We start from the raw sequence: 20,905 nt of genomic DNA on the forward strand, positions 1-20,905 counted from the left end.
GTATGGTTAGTCAGAAAATTACATGTATTATATTATTGGCATTATCAACAATAGCTATACTCGCATGCTTGGTTATAAACTTTGAAGCATGGATTGTTTATGCTGTAGCTATATTTGGTATTCCATTATGGATTTTATCTTTAGGTTTATTGACTATGGCTAAACCAAAACCTGAAGATGCAGAAGAAAGGGTGAAAGAACCATTTACTGGGTATTAGAGTGGTATTATGAATTTAATGGCAGAAATTTTAATTCAGGTTATTATTGCATTTCTAGCGGGAAGTCTGCTTCTAGGTTTGCATAGAAAAATTATGGCACGTGTTCAGAAACGTCCTGGACCGCCTATTGTCCAGCATTTAATACACTCTTTGAAATTCTTCTTTAAAGAAACTGCAATTCCAAGAACTGTTTCAAAAGTATTTTATATTGGTATTGTATTTATATTGGCTTTAATTTGGGTTGTAGGTGTTATTGCTGGTCCTGTAGCTCATGATTCATTGCTTATATTATTTGGTGTTTATGCGGTTTATAAAATTGTAGAGCATAATTCAGGATCAAGTTCAGGTTCTCCATACGGTAAACTGAGTTGTGTAAGGGCTGTTCTTTCAGCGGCAACAGAACTTCCATTGTTTGCAGCTATAGTATTTGTTTATCTGGTCACTGGTACAATGAACATTGGAGAAATTATCACTTATCAATCCGTACATGGTCCATTGGTATTTACAATTCCGCTTGCAGCTATTATGTTTTTCATGTTAATCATTACAAAGTCTCCATACTCTCCATTTGCAATAACAAAAGACAAAGTTTTAATTTCTGGATTTGAAACAGAACACTTTGGATTTTTAAGAGGATTCATGAATTTTTCAGAAGCTATTGCATGGTATGTGATGCTTTGGGTATTCCTGACAATATTCTTCGGTCCGTTAAATGCCGTCGGATATTTGATTGGAATGATTGCAATAACATTCATCACTGCATTTATTAATGCTACAACACCAATCTTCTCTCCAAATCATTCAGTAATGACTCAAATCACTATAGGAGCAATATGTTTCTTTGGAACAGTATTGATGATATTTACAGGGGTGGTAGCATGAATAGTGAAGATATGATTGTATATATGACAGCATTAGTTGCTATTGGCGTAATAGTTGTCGGCCTTCTGGCAACAGTTTTGCATTCGACTATTCTTGCTCCAATAGTGATAATCGGAATTATTTTGGCAGTATTTGCATTGCTTGCTAAAGGTAACTTTTCACATAAAATTGAAAATATAGAGAAATTATGTTTTATAATAACATTAATAGCAATAATCTGTTCATTTATATTGCTTTATAAACCAATGTAGGAGATATTATGTTAGATTATATGATTTACATACTCACATTTGCAGTTGGATTAATTCTTGGTTTGCTTTACAGTTACAAGCAGCATGGTGAACCTTTTGTTGCCGTAACTGCCTTCAACATTCCATTTGCTGTAATTTCAATTGTAGGTTGGGTTTTGGGATTCAATTCAGGTAACATTATTTTATCCGCTATTGGTTTTCTATTAGCAGGATTTGTAATGGGAGAAAGACCGGGATACGGTAGAAAAGAATCTGCTGTAGGTTTAATTGTAGGAATAATTGTTTATGTGGCATTAAAAGGCAACGGTATGATGTGATTGGAATGGATGATAAAGAAAGATTAAGACTGATGCAAACAAGAATAGTGAAAAGTTATGCATGGCAAAGAGATGTAATAGTTCCGCTTTCCAAAGATTTTGATTGTACTGTTGAGGAACTTGAGGAAGTGTTCTTTAATCTGTTTGATTTGGGCACTCTTGAAGCGTTGCATGGAACATTTACTTCTGCAAAGGATATTTGCTTATATCAAAAATTCCATGCGGATTTAAGATTGTGCTGGTTCAGCGGCACTTTGGAAGTGATTTCTCCTGAAGATGCAAAACAGTTAAAAATGAAATTGGTTGAAGAAGTCAATAACGGAAAATCTTATGAAGATGCCTTAAAAGAAGGCCAGTTAGAATTATTTGAATTATTAAAAAAAGAAGCGATTTATTAATCATGTTTATATTAAATTATAAAATTAAAGAGGGAGTACAATGTTAGATGCTATAAGGGATGTTGTGAGGAAAAGCTCAATACATGTCTGTATCGTAAATTGTGGCGGATGCAATGGATGCGACGTTGAATGTGTTGCATTATTGTCTCCAAGATACGACTTAGAGCAATATGGTATTTATGTTCACAATAATCCTCGTGAAGCTGATGTTCTATTGTTAACCGGTGCAGTAACCGAACAATGGAAAACTAATTTAAAAAGAATATATGATAAGGCTCCTGAACCAAAAATAGCCGTAGCAGTTGGAAACTGCCCAATATCCGGAGATGTGTTCAATCAGGAAGGAGGTCATGTAAATGCCCCTGCATCAAATTTCATCCCGGTTGCAGCAGAAATTCCAGGATGTCCGCCAAGGCCTAATGAAATATTGGAAGCCATATTGGCTGTAGGACCCCAAGCTATTGCTGACCGTGGGAGGGAGCAACAATGATAGTGCCTATTGGTCCGATTCACCCTGCTTTAAAGGAACCTATCAGATTGAAACTTCAAACTGAAGGTGAAAAGGTAGTTAAAGCAGAAATTGAATATGGTTATGTTCACAGGGGAATCGAAAAAATAATTGAAGGAAAAACCTGGCAGAAAGGAATTTATCTTTCAGAAAGGGTATGCGGTATCTGTTCATATGAACACACACAAACCTTTGCTGAAACCATCGAAAAAATTTCCGATGTTGATGTGCCTTTAAGAGCGCAATTCCTAAGAGTTATTGCAAATGAATTGGATAGAATTCAAAGTCATTTCCTGGCAAACTCAACATTCTTCAAATCAATGGATCACGAAACCCTATTCATGCATGTTTTGGAATTGAGGGAATACGCAATGGACGCCATTGAATTATTGACCGGAAATAGGGTTAATATGGGTTGGAATGTTGTTGGTGGTGTCAGGATGGATGCCGATGAGCGTCATTTCGAACCAATACTTAAAAACCTGGAAAAAATTGAAGAAGGCTTTGAAATAACCCGTAATCTGTTTGCTGAAGGTCCAGCACTTGCCCTGAGATGTAAAGGTGTTGGATACATGTCTAAAAAAGAGGCAATAAAAGGAAGAGCTGTCGGACCTATTGGAAGGGCTTCAGGCATTACAGAAGATTTCCGTGTAGGTCACTATACTTACGATGACCACTTTGATTTTAATGTGATTGTTAGAAAAGAGGGAGATAATTATGCAAGGACAATGACCAGATTTGATGAAATACCTGAATCAATCAGTCTTGTTAGACAAGCTATTGAAAATATGCCTAAAGGTGAAGTTCGTACTCCTGCAAATATTAAATCTGGTTATGCAATGAGGCAAAATGAAGCTCCTCGTGGTGAAGTCACATATATGATAGAAACTAATGGTAACTTAATTAAAAATATTTCAATAAGAACTCCAAGTATTGCAAACATGGATTCCTGTGCAAGATATATGATTAGAGATGTTCCAACAGTCGCAGACGCTGTTTCCACCTATGCATCATGCGACCCTTGTGTTGCCTGTGCTGAAAGAGTGGCTATAACTAATGAAGCCGGAAAAACTTACATTAAAGACTTTTATGAGGTGAAATAAAATGTCATCTTTAATGTGGTATGTTTATGAATTTGCAAGAAAAGCATGGACTGATGCATTTGCCAATGCACATTCCAAACCTGAAATTTCAGAAAAGCCTGAACGTTTCAGAGACTTCCCTGAAGTTCACAAAGAATATTGTATAGGCTGTGGTGCATGTACAGTTTCCTGTCCTTCACCGAATGCGATTAAATTGGTTCGTGATGAGGATTCAGAAGAGGCTGAAGGTTTAACTTATCCTGTTATTAAGCTCGGCGCTTGTATTCGCTGCGGATTCTGTGCGGAAGTTTGTCCGACAGATCCTAAAACATTAAGATGCGGAGAAAACCATCTGATATTGCCGGAATTCAACATTATCCCATCCAAACGACAGTACATTGTAGATGACTATTTATGCATAAAATGTAAAAAATGCATGAAGCAGTGTCCGGTTGAGGCAATACACCTTGATGACGGAAGGCTTGTTGTTGACCAGCTTAAATGCATCTCTTGTGGTGATTGTCTTGATGTATGTCCGGTTAATGGTGCAATGAAAGGCGTATTTGTCGAAAACTTGCAGGCTCAAAAAGATTTAATCCTTTTATGTGTAAATTATCTCGAGGATTACATTAACGATAAGGAAGAGGATTTAAGGGCTTTGGAAACTGATGAGTTGCTGCAATATGATGTTCCTATTGATGAAATATGGGATGACGCACTTAAAATCATTCCTGATAATGAAATAGCTTTGGAAATAATGTCCAATGCGGTAAACAGGCTTAAAATTAGAATAATAGATTGGGATGAATCCAATTGTAAAAAATGTCAATTATGTATTCCTGATTGTCCTACTGGATGTATTTCTTTTGATGAAGTGAAAGATACGATTGTGAGAGATAAAAATAGATGTTTACGTTGCAGTATATGTTATCAAACCTGTCCATTCTCTGTAATTAAATATTTCATTGCAAAATTCTCAATGGAAGATGAAAACAATATTCATGCTACTGTAAAGGCATCTAATTTAAATGAGGATATTTTCATGGAGTGAGTGTTATGATTGATAGTTATACTAAAACACCAAGGCCATTGAGATATGTTGATGTGGATTATTTGGTTGATCAGACAAAATGTGCAAAATGCAGTGATAAGCCATGTCTTCAATCCTGTCCGATTGACGCAATTTACATGGATAAGGATGATGGTCTTATAAAATTAAGAAATACCTGTTTCGGTTGCGTATTGTGTCGTAATGCTTGTCCATTTGATGCAATTTCACTTGATGTTCATATGGATCCTCCATTAAAGGAAAATGTTCCAAACATCAATGTAAAATTATGTAAGGCATGTGGAGCCTGTGTGCAGGCATGTAAAAATGGATCCATCCACATTGTTTCTGATGGTACTGAAATGCCTCACAGTGAAATCGATAAGGACACATGTGTACGTTGCGGATATTGTTTCAGGGTATGTCCGACTGATGCGATAAAATATGGTCAGTTACTTCCTAAAACTGTCAAGGGAGGTAAAGCCATTGTTGTAAACCAGGATAAATGTATAGGATGCATGACATGTACAAGAGTATGTCCTTCAATGGGTGCAATCAATGTTGCAAGAACAAACAAGCTTCCTTATATTAATCCGGGTTATTGTGCAAGATGTGAGGAGTGTATGCATTCCTGCCCTTCAACAGCAATCAAATATTCATCACGTAAAAAGGCTTACAAGATGTATAGTGAGATTAAATCATTTGATATTGTCTCCAGTATTGTAGACCATGACATAAAGAAATTGTCACTGGATTTGATTAGTTTAAATAAGGTTCTTGAAAAAGTAGCTAAATCCATAGCCTTGGAATTCAACGATCAGAACTTTGAGAATTTCATTGAATGTAAAGTCAATGACATGATGGAGGATGAACTTAAAATCAGTCTGGATTCCCACATTGAAATTTCCAAGTTTACAAAATTATTCGGTTCATACCTGATGGATAGAAACATTGAGGTTTATGATAAAAAATGTGTTGCCTGCGGTGATTGTTTTAATGTTTGCCCAACAGGTGCAATCAAACTCGATGGTCCAAATCCAATTAAAATCAATGAAAATAATTGTGTCTATTGTGGAAAATGTGTTGAACAGTGTAAATTTGATGCAATCGGCGCATATGATGACTATTTCTACAGTAAAGACACTGATTTATACTATGCAAGGTCTTATTTGCACAATCAAAGGCTTGGAGACTTTTCACTTTCAGATGAAAAATGTCAGGCATGTGCAGTATGTGTTAAAAATTGTCCATCCGATGCATTAACATTAAATAATGACAAGATAGACTTTGACGGTGAAAAATGTATTTATTGCAGAACATGTGAGGCAATCTGTCCGCTTGATGCAATTAGAATAGTAAACTTTAGGTGAGTAGGTAATGTTTGAAAAGTCATTCATAACAGATTGTGAAGGTCCTCTTACATTAAATGACAATGCTTTCGAGCTTGCGGAGAAATGCATTGAAGACGGGGGCGAATTATTTAAGATCCTTAGTTTGTATGATGATTATCTTGCAGATATTGTTAAAAAGAAAAATTACAAAGCAGGTAATACTCTAAAACTGATATTACCTTTCTTTGTCTGTGAAAACCTTAAAAACAGTGATATGGTTGATTTTTCCAGAAATAATATTTATTCGGTCAGCGATTCAAAATTCCTGTTAAATTACTTGAAGGAAGCTATGAATATTTATATTGTCAGCACTAGTTATGGCCAATATATTGAAGCGGTCTCCAATTATATGGAGGTTCCATTTGAAAATACATTTTACACAAATGTTGATATGGATAGCTTAACTTTAAATGATGATGAAATTGAAAAAGTCAGGGAATTCAAGCAACTGATATTGGAAAATCCTGAGGATTACGATTTATTCGACGATATTTTCTTTTCCAAAATCGCTCAAATGGGAATATATGAAAAAATCAAGGATATAGAAGTTGTCGGAGGTTTGGGTAAAAAATTAGCCATTGACAGGATAATCTCAAGAGACAATATTGACATCAACAAAATGCTATACATTGGAGACAGCATTACAGACGTTGAACCATTGCAGTTCGCCAGGGATAATGGCGGAATAAGCATATCATTCAACGGCAATGAATATCCGTTAAAAGTGGCTGAAATAGCAATCATCTCTCCAAGTGCAGTAACAACAACAGTAATTGCCGATATTTATGCAAACAATGATAAAACCAAAGTATTGAAATTCATTGAAGATTATAATTCTTCAGATGATTTGGACGATTTATTCAACAGATATGCGATAGATTTGAAAGTCAGGGAAAAATTCTTTGAAGTATTCAATGGTGAAGATTATCCGATTATTCAGATAGTAACAGATGAAAATTATGAAGATATCCTGAAATCAAGTAAACATATGAGAACCAATATCAGGGGTCAGGATATCGGAGGATTAGGTTAATTTATAGAAGGTTGAAAAAATGAGTTATGATAAAGTAGATGATACATTCTTTGAAGCTTTTGAAGGAAAATACGTAAGAGCTTTAATTACCGGGCCCAATGAAAAAATCGTAAAAAGGGCAGCATATGATTCAACTTCAACTCCTAGTGCAGTAATTGGAAGAGTTGAAGGGGGTGTAGAAGGATTTTTAGATGGATCCCAAACTCCTGATGGGAGATTTGGTGCTGTAGTGCAATACTGGTTGGGCGGTGATGATGTAGACAAATTCGCATTTGAACTTTCCTACAGACTTCGCCAGGATATACTGGTAAAACCGTTTACACGCATATTTGACTATTCAGACGGTGACAGTGAAGAATATATTGAAATGATGGACATTGTAGGCCACTGCGGAGACGGATATGAATGGATAGTTGAAGAGTACGGAAGAAAAATGATCAATGTTCCTATTGCAGTTCCGGACTTCCAGATTGAAGAAAAATTCAAAATAAACGATGGAATAATGGGAGGAAACTTCTGGTACTTATGCGAAACTCAGGATGCCGTATTGGATGCAGGTGAAGCAATTATCGATGCAATCATGGGTGTCGAAGGAGCAACAGCACCATTTGATGTATGTTCAGCAGCTTCCAAACCTGAAACAAACTTCCCCGAAATCGGACCGACAACAAATCATGTTTACTGTCCTTCACTAAAGGAATCTTTAGGTGATGAATCCAAAGTTCCTGAAGGAGTTAATTATATTCCTGAAATTGTAGTAAATGCAATAAACGAACAGGCAATGAATGATGCAATTAAAGCAGGTATTGACGCTGCTTTGGAATTTGAAGGAGTAGTCAAAATCTCTGCAGGCAATTTTGATGGCAAACTCGGAGATAAAAATATAAATTTATTAGATATCTTAAAGTAGGGTTTTAACATGGAAATATTTGACAATGATTTAAATGCAGAAGTAATTGGATTCGGAGCACTGAATGTGGATAAATTATTCTCTGTTGAAAATATTGTTGGAGCAGATGAGGAAAGCTTTATAAAAAGTGAAACTAAAACTCCCGGAGGCTCAGCGGCCAACACAATTGTAGGCCTTGCAAGACTGGGCATTGACACTTCAATCATTGGAAAAATAGCTGAAGATGAAGACGGAGATATGATAGAATACAATTTGGCCATTAATGGAGTATACACAAATAATTTAATATATTCAGAAACAGGAGCTACCGGAAAGTGTCTGGGCTTTGTTGACAGTAACGGTGAAAGGTGTCTTTACATCGACCCAGGTGTCAATGATGAAATCCAAATTGGCGAGATAAATCCGTTAAACATCATGAGATGTAAAATAATGCATTACACATCATTTGTCGGTGATTCATTTAAAACTCAAATAGAACTGTTGGAAAAACTCAACAAAGATGTGGTTTTGAGCTTCGATCCGGGAATGCTGTATGTTCAAAAGGGTTTCGATGAGTTAAAACCGATACTTGAAAGAACAAATATTTTGCTTATAAATGAATCAGAATTAAGATTATTATGTAACAATAATGAGGCTCCGGTAAAAGAATTAGCCATAGGCTTTTTGGATTTGGGAATTGAAACCATTGTTGTAAAACAGGGTTCCACTGGAGTTTATGCAATCAACAGCACTGAAGAATGCAATGTAGGTGCATATAAATGTGATGTTGTCGATACAACAGGTGCTGGAGATAGTTTCAATAGCGGATTTTTATATTCTTATCTGAAAGGATATGATTTGGAAAAATCTTGCAGAATCGCAAATTGGGTAGCAAGCAAAGCTATTGAAGGATATGGAATGGAGAAATTCCCTTCTTTAAAAGAATTGGAGGATTTCTTTTAAAAAACTCAAGTTTATAAATTTAATTAAGGGTTAGTTGGTAATATGAATGTAACGTTTCAAAAACAGATGAAAAACTTGGAAAGGGAAGTTTTATTGAAATCTGTTGATTTAGATGATGATGGTGATGATTTCCAATTTGAACTGGAGGATTTCAGTTCAGCTGAAGAAATCATAGCTATTGCACCTAGATGTGTTAGATGCAACACTTGTGTTGGAGAATGCCCTGTCGGTGCAATTGAACCAGCTAATATATTTAGAATAGCTAAAATAACTGAAAAATGCGTTAAATGTGAAATTTGCGTTCAAACTTGTCCTGTTTCAGCAATCAAGTTAATTGACAACTCAGTTATTTACAATAATGAAGAGGATTATATTGAATATAGCTTGTCTAATGTTAGCTGTTCCCATAGAGTAGTTAGAATGAATAATATTTCAATCAATTATTCTGTGGATAATAATTGGGATGATTGTGCAAATCTATGTCCGACAAATGCATTTACCCTTGAATTCAAGGAGTTCTTCGAGGATTTAAATGCAGATTTGGGTATTGATTTGGTTGAAGATAATTTATACCCGTATGTAAATGAAAAAATGTGCATTGGGTGTGGAGCATGTGTTGAAATTTCCCATAATGATGAGGCAATTGAACTGGACAGATATTTAGGTCCAATAGTTCACAGCAGAAATCTTGATATAAATCATGAGGCATGTGTCAATTGTTATTTATGTGAGGAAAATTGTCCGACTGGGGCAATAGAGTTGGTTAATGGCGAAGTGGTTCTTGACAACGATAAATGCATACGTTGTGTTGAATGTACACGCCATTGTCCTGTAGGAGCTTTAAAAAGAGTTGATATTGAATAAAATGAGGGTTGTTTATGAGAGCAAAAGAATTAATGGATAATGAATTCGTATATTTAAACTGCGAAGATAGTGTAATTGAAGTTTCAAAAGTAATGGAAGAAATCAGACGTTTTACATGTCCTGTTGTAAATGATAATAAACAATTGGTAGGTTGGATTACTTCATTTGACATTACAAGAGGATTAAGGGAAGGAAATGAAAAGATTTCAGAAATCATGAGTGGTTATGAAGAAGTTGCAACTGTTCATGAAGAAGACCCTGCAAGAAAAGCGGTTATTTTAACTGCAAACAATAAATTTGTAACTGTACCTGTTGTAAATGATGATAATCAGGTTATAGGTATGGTTCGTGCATGTGATATTGTAGCATTACTGTCCGAGCTTTATGATATTAAAGTCGTAAAGTTATATAAGGCTATGCAAAACCAATTGAAAGGGGTAACCTGGGAAGAACTGATGGCAGCATCTGCTTTAGTGTCCACTAAGACCACCGGTGTAAAAATCACTCCTGAAGAATATGAAGCGAATATTATGAGTGCTACATTTGGGGAAGCTATCTGGTCCACTGGAGGTTTAGAAAAATTCTTTGCCGGTTTAATTTCAGTTGGAGAACTGGTTATTGCTCGTCGTGTAGGAAAAGCAAGAAAATAAACTCAAAAAACACTAACTAACACTTCAAAAAAACAATCCCTTGTTAAGCTACACTAACATGTAAAAAATAAGACTATTATGTCTTATTTTTCTATTTTTTTATCCAAAACTTTTTTTAACATTCTGCATTGCGTGGAAATGGATATGTAAAAAAACTTGCAGGATAAGTACCTCTCCATAAGGCAAATGGCAAAATTGTGTTGTTGTCCAATTCATGTGGAGGTTACTATAATATACATACAAAATGGTTAAACATATTTTATATAAACTTCAGATTTATAATTAATCATGATGATAGTCTAATAGTAAGGATTACTTATTCTCTGTCTAATGCAACAAAACATGAATAAATTGTTTTTAAAATAGTACGTTACTAATTGGGTTAGGCAGAATATTCATCAAACAATTAAGGTGAATTTATGAAAAAATATGTCAAATTTACAATTATATGCATAATATTGTCAGTATTTTGCATAGCTAGTGCATCGGCTAATGACAATATAACTGATAATAATGATTTTTTGCAGGCAATTGAAACGCCTGCAATATCTGTTAATACTACAGAAGTCTATACTGGTGATTCAATTGCAATTTCTCTTAAAGATTCAAATAATTCAGGAATTGCCAATCAAAATTTAACAGCAAATATTAAGAGTAAAAATTATCTGCTTACAACAAATGATGTTGGTGAAGCTAGTTTTCGATTGAATTTCACTGCTAATAAATACACTTTAAATGTAATTTTTAAAGGCAGTGAAAATTATGCTCCTGTCAATCAAACTTTCAACATTAATGTGTTGAAACTCCCAACAACAATCACTCCTGTAAACACTACCGTTCTTAAATATAAATATTTCTATACTTATCTCAACGACAGTTACGGAAATCCTTTATCAGGTGTAAATGTATCTTTTACAGTTAACGGAAAGTCATATGATGCAACTGCAGATGAAAACGGCAAAGCCAGATTTAAAGTTGATTTAAATACTGATGCTGTATATTCTTTAAATATCAATTTTGCAGGAAATAAGTATTATGAGGCAATTTCAAAAAATGTCATGTTATGTGTGCCTGCAACAACAACTCTTGCAATAGGAAACAATAAACTGCTTTCAAATGGATATTTGAGAGTTTATTTAAAAAGTACTGCCAAGTCAGCTATTTCTAATAAGAAAATAAGGATAACTATAGGGTCAAAATCTTATAATAAAACAACAAATTCTGAAGGTATTGTAATATTCAAGCCAAAGCTAAATGAGGGCAGTTACTATATTACTGCCAGTTATGGAGGTAGTTCTACAGCATTCGGATGCGCAGATAATAAAACAGTAAATTGTAGTGTTGGAGATGTAAAAAATCCATTGAAAACAAAAGTTCCGTTAGTTAATGGCGTGCCTGATATTGATGTCATGCCTGGCAATTATGTAATGGCGGATGAAAATTTCACATACTCCCTTTTAAAAACCCAATATAAAGAAGTTATGCAGAGGGATAGTCATACTTTATATTTGAAAAATAAATTAAGCAAATATGTATTTTTCAAAACAAAAACAGAATCATCTTTAAATCACATTATTGTTCGTGAAAAGTGGAATGTTATTGAAAGAACTATCAACACTAAAATTGTTTTAAAGAACAAGTATAACTATTGGCCGGGTTCAATTACCGTTTCACTTAAAGGAAAATCATATACCTACTCTCAGGTAAGGGATGTGCAGGATACAGGTTATACCTGCGGTCCAACCTCTGACAGCATGTGTACCCAGTTTTTAAAGAGTTATGTCAATGAAAAGCAATTGGCTAAAATGGCAGGATCAAATTATTACTCCGGTTCAACTACTAAAGGACTTAAAAAGGCTTTGGAGAAATATAACTTTAAATGCAGCATTTATTATAAATCTTCATTCACTAAAGCCATTAATGAACTTAAGAAAGGAGGACGTGCTTTAGTTTTCCATACCTGGAATCATTATGTTGCGATTTTGGATATCAGTGCTGACGGCAAAAAAGTACTGGTTGGAAATCCTTCCGGAGATTATGATACTGGAAGCCATAGCATTCCAACAAACTGGTTAACTGTTAGCTATATGAAAAAAATGTTTAACAATTATGATACTTCTGGTTTGATTGTTAAACTCAAATATTCTCTTTCTGCTTCTAAGAAAACCCAATTAAGAAATATATACTCAAGTATGGGAACAGGTTGGGTTGCAAAAAATACCAATGAAAGAATTCCTCAAATTTAGGGGAGTTTTTTCACTTTTTTCTATTTTTAATGCCATACTGAAATAAGAAAGTATTTTATATTTTTCAATGATATATAACATTATCAAAGATTGTCTAAATTATATGAGGATATTGTCAGTGGAAAAGACTTAAAAAAGATGGTGTTAGCAAAATCAAGTTGTTATGTATTGTTGCGCTCCTGATGGAATTCAAACAATTGAAAATGATCATCCTGATGTGAAAATTTTCTGCGCAGTGGATGGGAAGCTGAATGAGAATGCATATATTTTTAGGGTCTTGGTGATGCTGGAGACAGAATATATGGAACTAAATAATGAAGTTTTACTTTTGTGATAATATGGATTGGAATCTAATCTGGCCAATTTTAGTGGTTATAGCCTCAAATACATTTTATAATGTCTGCATGAAATCAACTCCGTCTGATGTTAATCCTTTTGCCGCATTGATGGTGACCTACTTGGTTGCAATGATTATAACCGCAATTATTTTTGTATTGATGGCAAAACCCGAAAATGTTGTGGGGGAACTGTCCAAAGTCAATTGGATATCAGTCATTTTAGCATTGGCTATTGTGGGATTGGAAGTAGGATATGTATTTGTCTATCGTGCAGGTTGGCAGGTAAGCAATGCCAGTGTTGTAGCAAATATAGGACTTGCATGTGTTTTGCTGATTGTCGGATATTTCCTATATCGTGAAAATGTTTCAGTGCGCCAGATTTTAGGCATCTTTGTTTGCATGGTTGGTTTGATATTGATTAATTTGTAATATGAATTTTTATTCTTTTTTTTTGATATTAATCCATTATCATATCATCTATTTTTTATCCGACTAATTTTATTTATTTTAACAATTTTTAAAGTCAAATTTTTGTTTTTTTAAATTAATTCTTTTTTATTTAAAAAAGGTCAATAATATATACTATTAAATTTATACATTACATTATAAGGATAATTATCAATAATTACTTCTTTATGATTGAATATAAAGGAGGTGAAATATGAATAAGAAAGGATTTATTATTATACTAACTGTATTTGTATTATTATCGCTCAATTTCAGTGCTGCACATGAAAATTCTGCAGACAATCTTCTAAATTCAAGTTTGGATAATCAAGTTCTTGAAAGTGCGGACGTTAATGTTCTTCAGGCGTCCTCTAAATTGGATACTCATTTGGATGTTGAAAGCAACACTACCTTCGATGCTATTGGAGAGTATTTTAAAGTAAAACTATCTGATGAGAATAATAATTCTATAGCTAATGCTAAGCTAACTTTTAAAGTTAATGGCAATACTTACAGTAAAAATACAGATTCTAATGGAATTGCATCACTTCAACTCAAACTGAAAGATGGCAAACATAAAATAATTACAAAATTCGCAGGAAATGCAGATTACAGGTCATCATCTCTTACAACCATGATAACTATGAATAATACTCGTGTTGTCGGCAGTGGTTTAAGCAATTCAGAGATTCAAAGCATTATTGATAATGCAAAAGTTAATAATGTGATTTTGTTTAAGGCAAAAAGCTATTCTGATGTGAATCTCGTGATTACCAAAAGTTTATCCCTTCTCAGCACTGAAGGCACAACATTAAAATCCTCATCCTCAAATCCTGTAATTACCATCAAAGGTAAAGGCGCTTCTTTAACATCAATAAAAGGATTTGATATACAGGGAAATGGAAATGGGATTAAAATTCAAGGTTCTGATTATGTAACCATTTACGGAAATAATATAACAACTGGAGGAAATGGTATTGTCGCATCAGAGACTAAATACCTAAATATTACTAAAAATAATGTTGTTAAAAACTCAAAAAGTGGAATACTAGTTGGAAATTCATCAAATCTTTATATTTTCAATAATAAGATTTCTAATAATGCTGAAGTTGGTTTGGGCGTTGCTAAAGTAAACCATGTTTATATTGACGGAAATACTGTTTCAAATAATAAAAAACAGGGAATATACCTGACTAACAGCATCAATGGAATCAATTATGGTGAAGGCCCTAAAAATATCCAGATTAACAAAAACTCTGTTTTTAAGAATGGCAAAGATGGTATTGAGATTAAATATGCAGGAAATAATATCGAAATCAGATCCAATACTGTTGAAGCCAATCATGAAAACGGTATATCATTGGGTATTGTCGGAACAAATACCATACAGTCAAATGTAATAACTGACAATTGGGAGAATGGTATAAGATTTTATAATAATTATGTGATGCCAAAAAACCAAGAAATCAGTTATAATGCAGTATTCAGTAATTTAGGTCGTGATATTGAAGCAAAAGATACTTATTATCAGGAAAACGGCATTAAATTGCAGATTGGAGATAACTGGTATACGGATTTTAATGGAGTATGTCCTAAAGTCAGCACTAGCTATATCAAATTTTCAGTTAAACAGATTGGTGAAAATAAGTTTCAGGCCACATTTACAGATTCCAACGGCAATATTGCCGGTCTGCTTCCTGATAGGACATTAACATTCCAGACTAATGATGGAAAAATTGTCACAACCACAGTCAGCGGAGGAGCCGCAGTTTTCACTGCAGATGCAAATGATGGTGATATTGTAAAAGCAAAAGTGGATAATTCTAGAAGAGACAATATTTATGACTCAAAAACCAAACCTTCACAGGAAATAAACGGTGTATCTCCATCTTATGAATATCCTCCTATCCCACAATATGATTTATACGGTGATATTGGTGGAGGAAACGGCAATGGCAATGGTGAAGGCTCTCAAGGCAATGCCAATAGGGGCAATGGCAATTATCAACAGGGAGGTCAGACAAACGGGAATAGCTCTCAAAGCCAACAGGCAGATCCTTCCAACAATGCAAATAATCCTGTAAATGATGTTTCACAAAATTATGAGACTGATGCAACATCTCAAGAAGGAGCATCACAAAGTGGTGCAGGTCCATCAGATGCAGGCGGTTCACAAGGCCAGTCTGTAGTAAAACAGATTATTATTGATGAGGATGATATTGTAAGAGTTGCAGGTATTTCATTTATTGTATTGTTAATAATTTTAACAATAGGTTTTTATTATCGTGATGATATTAAAGAAATGAAATCCAAGATGCAATAATCATCTTTTTTTTCTATTTTTATAACAAATTATTTAATATATTTAAAACAAAACTATTTTTAACTTATGCTATCTTTGGAGGATTATTATGAATAAAAGTGATTTGAAAAGAGATTATTTCATGCTCAAAGGACCACTTGCCAAGAAAGGTTATGACTGGTGGTGGCATTCCTTAACTGCATATAATAAAAAAACCGGTGAGCCAAGACCATTTTTTATTGAATACTTTGTATGTAATCCGGCATTGGCTGAAGAAGAACCTACATTAGGACAATTGCCTGAAAATAAGGCTGCAGGAAAACCGCCATCATATTGTATGGTTAAAGCGGGAACATGGGGTAAAAATCCAAAACAAATACATAATTTTTACTCAATGAAATACTTTGAATGTCCTGATGATGAATTGAATATTAGGGTAGGCGATTGCAGCCTAACTGAAACTCATATGAGTGGTTTTTCAAGAGTATCTGAAGAAGAAGCTCTTGAACATCCGGAATTCATGTCTGATGCTGGAGAGATGAGATGGGATTTGGATATTGACAAACAAATCGCTTTTAATGTAGGTTATGGTGCTAATTCATTATTTAGAAAATTAAACTCTTTTGAAATGTTTTGGCATGCTGAAGGAATTAAAACTGAATACAGCGGAACCATATGGTTGGATGGTGAAGAGTATGAAGTAATTCCTGAAAAATCCTATGGATATGCTGATAAAAACTGGGGAGGGGACTTTACCTCACCATGGCTTTGGATTTCATCATGTAATATAACAAGCCTGATTACCGGCAAAAAACTGAATAATTCTGCTTTTGAAGCAGGTGGTGGAAGACCAAAAGCATTTGGAATATCCATACCTCGTAAATTATTGATTGGATTCTACTATGAAGGTACAATGTATGAATACAACTTCGCAAGATTCTGGAACATGGTTAAAATAGACTTTGACTTTGAAGAAGGTGATGAGGTTCATACATGGCATGTAAATGCAACCAATAAGAATTCTAGAATGGAACTGGTACTCTATTGTAAACGTGATGAAATGTTACTTATCAATTACGAAGCTCCTGACGGCCAAAAAAGACACAACCGTTTATGGAATGGTGGAAATGGTTGGGGTGAAATCAAACTATACAAGAAAGACGGAACATTAATCGATCATGTAAAAATAGAAAATGCTGGCTGTGAATATGGGGAGTATGATAAATAATGATATTCTCAGATATCCTCGCACTAATTGTCGTTTATATTTATGTAGCTATCATTTTTGTGGTAGCTGAAATGGTTTTAAAGACAAGACCTGAAGTTTCACGTAAATTTTTGCATATTATGGTAGGTAACATGATATTTGCCATGCCGTTTTTCTCAGACCCGTGGGTAATGGTTTGGTTTTTAACACTGCCTATTACAATTGCATTATTCTTCCTGACAGAATACTCACCTATCAAAATCCAGAACAGTGTAACTGAATCTGGGCATGCTCTAGGTTTGTTCTTCTATGCAGGTATCTGGACAATATTGATTGCAGTTTTCACAACAATCGCTCCTGCAAACGACCCTAAATATTACATATGGATTGTAGCATTGGCTATTGTTCCTATGGTATATGGTGACGGATTTGCAGCATTGATTGGTCAGAAATTCGGTAAACTCAAATACACAGTATTCGGTGGAACAAAATCCGTTGAAGGATCCCTTACAATGTTTGTCATTACTACTGTAATGAGTGTATTTGTATGGATGGTTTTCACTTCAATCGGTTGTACAATGCCGGAATTCAATATTGTGTATATTATTATGATTTCTGCGGTTGCAACTGTATGTGAAGCTTTAAGTTATGGAGGAATTGACAATTTATCCGTTCCTGCACTAACTTCTATTTTATACTATTTGGTAGCTGTATTATAGCTACTTCAATTTTATTTTCATTTCTATTTTTTTGCATTTCAGTAACTGTTTTTTGCATCTTGGAAACATCGCCAAATAGCCATTTATATGTACTTTTACTAAGTTATATTAACGAATAGTTATTTGGTGATACAAAATGAATTTACGAAAAGAAGCTGAAAGAAGAGTTGATGCAAAAATAGATTTTCAAGAAAATCTATATAAGTATTTGATTGTAAATTTAATAATAGCAGTAATTAGCATATATTTTTTACAAAGTTTCTGGTTATTGTTCTTTGTAATGTTTTTCTGGGGAATTGGAGTTTTAGAAAAATTCTTCAAGGCATATCCATTCAAGGATATTGTTAGTCCGAACTATAGGGAAAATATGATTCAGAATGAAATTTCTAAAATGGGTGATTAAATGAGAGATTTAAGATCAAGAGCAGAAAAACGTGTAGACAATAAAATTCAATTTTACAGAAATCTAACAGCTTATGTTATTGTTAATGCAATGTTGTTTGTTATAAACTGGTATTTCACTCCCGAGTTTTGGTGGGTTGCATTCCCATTATTTTTCTGGGGAATAGGAGTACTTAAAGACTTTTTAACAGCATTTGTATTTGTTAATTTGGATAATGAAAGTTATAGGGAACGTAAAATCCAAGAAGAAATGGAAAAATTAAGGGATTGAATCATGAAAGTAAATCTATTTGTATCAAAGGATATTGAAGAGCCTCATGCAGATATTCACACAAATGAATTGACTGATAATATTACAAAAGCAATGTCCATTCTTGAAAGTGATGATTCTAATGATATGTTGGCAGTCAAAAAAGGATCAGATATTGCTCTTTTGGAATTTAGTGAAGTGTTCATGCTTAGAGTTGAAGACAAGCAGGTTAAAGTATACACTGAAAATGCAGAGTATCTCATTAAAAAACCATTATATCAAGTTGAAGAGACTTTAAATAATGATTTTGTAAGGATATCCAAGACAACTATTGTTAATTTGCGAAAAATTGAAAGAGTGGCTCCTTCACTTAAGGGGATGATGTTTATACAACTTAAAAACGGCTTAAAGGACAATATTTCAAGAAAATATTTGCCGGATTTTAAAAATGCTTTGGATTTGTAGGTGGAATAAATGAAAATAGATTTAATTAAAAGATTGGCAATGGGCGCTTTCGTGGGTTGTTTTATTGTAATGCTTGTTATGGTTTTGATCTCTTTACAGAATGGTCCTCAAAACATTTCTTTTACAGGAGTAACTATTATTAATGCATTTTTAGGGTCTATTGTTGTAGGCTGGGGATTTTCATTGACAGGACTGATTTATGAAAGGGATGACATTGCATTTCCGCTTCAGATTGCCTTTCAGATGGGCATTGGAATGGCAATACTGTTTATTGTTGCAGTTTATCTTCAATGGATGCCTATTAACCTTGGAATTGGAATCATTATTGAATGGATAATAATAGCATGCGTATTTGCTGCCGTTTCATGGTGTGGTTTCTATATTTATTATTATTTAGTCGCCCGTGACTTGAATAATAAATTAAATGTTAAAAAATAGTATTAAAGTAAATAGCAAAGCTATTTACTCTTTTTTTGAATTTCTTTTATATCCGATTGCCAGTAATATCAATGTAAATGCGATGATTGCAATGAAATATTTCAAATCCAAATCTGTCTTTTTGGATACTGATGGAGTTTCATTAATTTCATATGCATTTTTATCGCTGTCGGTTTCACCAACCGGAGTTGTAGAATTTCCAATAACTATATCCTGCAAATCATGACTGTTTACATTAACGTTTGATGCAGTCGAATTAATGTTGGTTATTGAATCCATCTGGTTAGTGATTTTTTCATTTTCTTCGTTTTTGGATGTATCTAGCTTTTTAGTATTTTCATTACTTTCTGGCTTTTTGAACTGATCTTTCAAATCATCTAAAGAATTGTCTGGGAAGTAATCGGTAAGCAAATCGGAATATTTGTCCAATAAGTCCACATTCAATCGGTTAAACAAGTCGGATTTGATTGTTTTTGACACTTTACTTCTAGGTGTAACATTATCAGGATCAATTACTGAGGAATCATTTGGATTTTCATCACCCCAGTCATTATTATCGAATTCTGTGTAGAGATTATAGGAATTCTTCCATTTTATGAAGATTTCCTGACCGTATGGTGATGTATTATTGGTAATTAGATTATCATGGACTTTAATTGTTGTTTTTTGATTGTACATCGGTTGCTGGATGTAAAATGACCCTCCAGTTTCACCGCCGTTATTGTTCATAACGATTGATTCTTGAAGATTAAAGTCTCCTGATACCATTAAAGCTCCTCCATTTGTTCCGCCGGTGTTATTTAAGAATATGCATCTTTTAATGTCTGATGTGCCGGACCAGCTATAATATGCTCCTCCCCATTCATCAGCATGGTTAAACATGAATATACAATCCTGAACATCTCCGAACCCATAAACGCTGACTCTTATTGCTCCGCCATCACGATGAGCTGAATTATTAATAAAAACGCAGTTGTAAATATATGAGTTGGCATAACATGTTGTTATTGCTCCCCCATCATGGTCTGCATGATTATTGATGAATAATGAATTATTAACTAAAAGGTAGCCCCTATCATATTTTGTACCGTAGTTGGAAATGCCTCCCGCATTGGTATTGTTCAATGCTGTATTATTGATGAAAATACAGTTGTCAACAGTTACATGGCCGGTTTCTATTGAAATTGCACCGCCAAAATTCTCTGTCAATCCATTGATGAATGTGATGTTTTTAAAGGTAACATGAACATCACCGCTTCTTATAAGAAAAATGCTTGATTTTTCCTCACCGTCAATAATGATGTCTCTGGGATTTCCCTTTCCTTGAATTGTGATGTTTTTAGTAATCAGGATATTGTGGACTTTATATGTTCCGGGTTTCAAGTTTATTGTCTCATCATTTTCAGCATTAACGATTTTACTTTCCAAAGAGGATGAAGTGTATTGCAAACAGTCATTTTTGCTGATTTTCAATACATTGTTCTGTTGGTTTGCAATTTCCATATTGTCTGTGATGTTTTCATTTGCAACTACACAATTTAGTGAAATTAAAAAAATTGTCAGCAGAATTATCAGTGATATGTATTTTATTTTTATG

25 protein-coding genes are annotated in these 20,905 nt (G+C 34.0%); 24 read left to right on the top strand and 1 reads right to left on the bottom strand.

The window, feature by feature from the left end; all coding sequences use genetic code 11:
* The first annotated feature begins 2 nt into the window (after positions 1-2).
* From ACJMLH_RS05615 to ACJMLH_RS05730, 24 genes are all read left to right on the top strand, one after another.
* Positions 3-218 carry a DUF788 domain-containing protein gene (locus tag ACJMLH_RS05615; RefSeq protein ID WP_295609507.1) on the top strand — a complete coding sequence of 72 codons (216 nt, stop codon included), beginning with the start codon at positions 3-5 and terminating at the stop codon, positions 216-218.
* 9 nt (positions 219-227) lie between these two features.
* Complete coding sequence (locus ACJMLH_RS05620) at positions 228-1,100, top strand: respiratory chain complex I subunit 1 family protein (RefSeq protein WP_405275579.1); 873 nt, start codon at positions 228-230, stop codon at positions 1,098-1,100.
* Positions 1,097-1,351: a hypothetical protein gene (locus ACJMLH_RS05625; protein WP_405275581.1), complete on the top strand. Its 255-nt coding sequence runs from the start codon at positions 1,097-1,099 to the stop codon at positions 1,349-1,351. The genes ACJMLH_RS05620 and ACJMLH_RS05625 overlap by 4 nt, the downstream gene beginning before the upstream one ends.
* Positions 1,352-1,359: 8 nt before the next feature.
* Positions 1,360-1,668, top strand: coding sequence for an energy-converting hydrogenase subunit EhaL family protein (locus ACJMLH_RS05630; protein ID WP_405275583.1), 309 nt, complete (start codon positions 1,360-1,362; stop codon positions 1,666-1,668).
* Positions 1,669-1,673: 5 nt separating this feature from the next.
* The gene (locus ACJMLH_RS05635; RefSeq protein WP_405275585.1) at positions 1,674-2,066 is read left to right on the top strand and encodes a DUF1959 family protein; all 393 of its coding nucleotides are present in this window, start codon (positions 1,674-1,676) and stop codon (positions 2,064-2,066) included.
* Positions 2,067-2,106: 40 nt separating this feature from the next.
* Positions 2,107-2,556: an NADH-quinone oxidoreductase subunit B family protein gene (locus tag ACJMLH_RS05640; protein WP_295609516.1), complete on the top strand. Its 450-nt coding sequence runs from the start codon at positions 2,107-2,109 to the stop codon at positions 2,554-2,556.
* Entirely contained in the window at positions 2,553-3,677 is a 1,125-nt protein-coding gene (locus ACJMLH_RS05645) for a nickel-dependent hydrogenase large subunit (RefSeq protein WP_405275587.1), read from the top strand. The genes ACJMLH_RS05640 and ACJMLH_RS05645 overlap by 4 nt, the downstream gene beginning before the upstream one ends.
* Before the next feature lies 1 nt (position 3,678).
* Positions 3,679-4,707 carry a 4Fe-4S binding protein gene (locus tag ACJMLH_RS05650; RefSeq protein WP_405275589.1) on the top strand — a complete coding sequence of 343 codons (1,029 nt, stop codon included), beginning with the start codon at positions 3,679-3,681 and terminating at the stop codon, positions 4,705-4,707.
* Positions 4,704-6,074 (top strand): 4Fe-4S binding protein, encoded by a 1,371-nt coding sequence (locus ACJMLH_RS05655; RefSeq protein WP_405275591.1) that lies wholly within the window; start codon positions 4,704-4,706, stop codon positions 6,072-6,074. Before ACJMLH_RS05650 ends, ACJMLH_RS05655 begins: the two co-directional genes overlap by 4 nt.
* Positions 6,075-6,081: 7 nt before the next feature.
* Complete coding sequence (locus ACJMLH_RS05660) at positions 6,082-7,128, top strand: hypothetical protein (RefSeq protein WP_405275593.1); 1,047 nt, start codon at positions 6,082-6,084, stop codon at positions 7,126-7,128.
* Positions 7,129-7,147: 19 nt separating this feature from the next.
* Positions 7,148-8,038, top strand: a complete 891-nt coding sequence (locus tag ACJMLH_RS05665) for a formylmethanofuran--tetrahydromethanopterin N-formyltransferase (RefSeq protein ID WP_405275595.1) — start codon at positions 7,148-7,150, stop codon at positions 8,036-8,038.
* A 9-nt stretch (positions 8,039-8,047) separates the two neighbouring features.
* Positions 8,048-8,980: a carbohydrate kinase family protein gene (locus ACJMLH_RS05670; protein WP_405275597.1), complete on the top strand. Its 933-nt coding sequence runs from the start codon at positions 8,048-8,050 to the stop codon at positions 8,978-8,980.
* A 42-nt stretch (positions 8,981-9,022) separates the two neighbouring features.
* Complete coding sequence (locus ACJMLH_RS05675) at positions 9,023-9,844, top strand: 4Fe-4S binding protein (protein WP_405275599.1); 822 nt, start codon at positions 9,023-9,025, stop codon at positions 9,842-9,844.
* A gap of 14 nt (positions 9,845-9,858) precedes the next feature.
* On the top strand, positions 9,859-10,494 hold the full coding sequence (locus tag ACJMLH_RS05680) for an HPP family protein (protein WP_405275601.1): 636 nt from the start codon (positions 9,859-9,861) through the stop codon (positions 10,492-10,494).
* A gap of 419 nt (positions 10,495-10,913) precedes the next feature.
* Positions 10,914-12,740: a C39 family peptidase gene (locus tag ACJMLH_RS05685; protein WP_405275603.1), complete on the top strand. Its 1,827-nt coding sequence runs from the start codon at positions 10,914-10,916 to the stop codon at positions 12,738-12,740.
* A gap of 163 nt (positions 12,741-12,903) precedes the next feature.
* Positions 12,904-13,074 (top strand): hypothetical protein, encoded by a 171-nt coding sequence (locus ACJMLH_RS05690; RefSeq protein ID WP_405275605.1) that lies wholly within the window; start codon positions 12,904-12,906, stop codon positions 13,072-13,074.
* A 4-nt stretch (positions 13,075-13,078) separates the two neighbouring features.
* A complete protein-coding gene (locus tag ACJMLH_RS05695; RefSeq protein WP_405275607.1) occupies positions 13,079-13,507 on the top strand; it encodes an EamA family transporter in 429 nt (142 codons plus the stop codon).
* A 232-nt stretch (positions 13,508-13,739) separates the two neighbouring features.
* Entirely contained in the window at positions 13,740-15,848 is a 2,109-nt protein-coding gene (locus tag ACJMLH_RS05700; protein WP_405275609.1) for a nitrous oxide reductase family maturation protein NosD, read from the top strand.
* Between the two features lie 88 nt (positions 15,849-15,936).
* Positions 15,937-17,055, top strand: coding sequence for a tocopherol cyclase family protein (locus tag ACJMLH_RS05705; protein WP_405275611.1), 1,119 nt, complete (start codon positions 15,937-15,939; stop codon positions 17,053-17,055).
* Positions 17,055-17,753, top strand: coding sequence for a diacylglycerol/polyprenol kinase family protein (locus ACJMLH_RS05710; protein ID WP_405275613.1), 699 nt, complete (start codon positions 17,055-17,057; stop codon positions 17,751-17,753). Before ACJMLH_RS05705 ends, ACJMLH_RS05710 begins: the two co-directional genes overlap by 1 nt.
* A gap of 136 nt (positions 17,754-17,889) precedes the next feature.
* A complete protein-coding gene (locus ACJMLH_RS05715) occupies positions 17,890-18,156 on the top strand; it encodes a 2TM domain-containing protein (protein ID WP_405275615.1) in 267 nt (88 codons plus the stop codon).
* Entirely contained in the window at positions 18,157-18,426 is a 270-nt protein-coding gene (locus ACJMLH_RS05720; RefSeq protein ID WP_405275617.1) for a 2TM domain-containing protein, read from the top strand.
* Between the two features lie 3 nt (positions 18,427-18,429).
* The gene (locus ACJMLH_RS05725; protein WP_405275619.1) at positions 18,430-18,870 is read left to right on the top strand and encodes a LytTR family DNA-binding domain-containing protein; all 441 of its coding nucleotides are present in this window, start codon (positions 18,430-18,432) and stop codon (positions 18,868-18,870) included.
* Positions 18,871-18,879: 9 nt separating this feature from the next.
* On the top strand, positions 18,880-19,308 hold the full coding sequence (locus tag ACJMLH_RS05730; protein ID WP_405275621.1) for a DUF3021 domain-containing protein: 429 nt from the start codon (positions 18,880-18,882) through the stop codon (positions 19,306-19,308).
* Between the two features lie 24 nt (positions 19,309-19,332).
* On the opposite strand, the gene ACJMLH_RS05735 is transcribed toward ACJMLH_RS05730, so the two are convergent.
* Positions 19,333-20,905 (bottom strand): hypothetical protein (locus tag ACJMLH_RS05735; RefSeq protein ID WP_405275623.1); only part of this gene is annotated, 1,573 nt, incomplete at its 5' end.

It is taken from the genome of Methanobrevibacter sp. (assembly GCF_045116495.1).
In the GTDB taxonomy this organism is placed as follows: Archaea; Methanobacteriota; Methanobacteria; order Methanobacteriales; family Methanobacteriaceae; genus Methanocatella.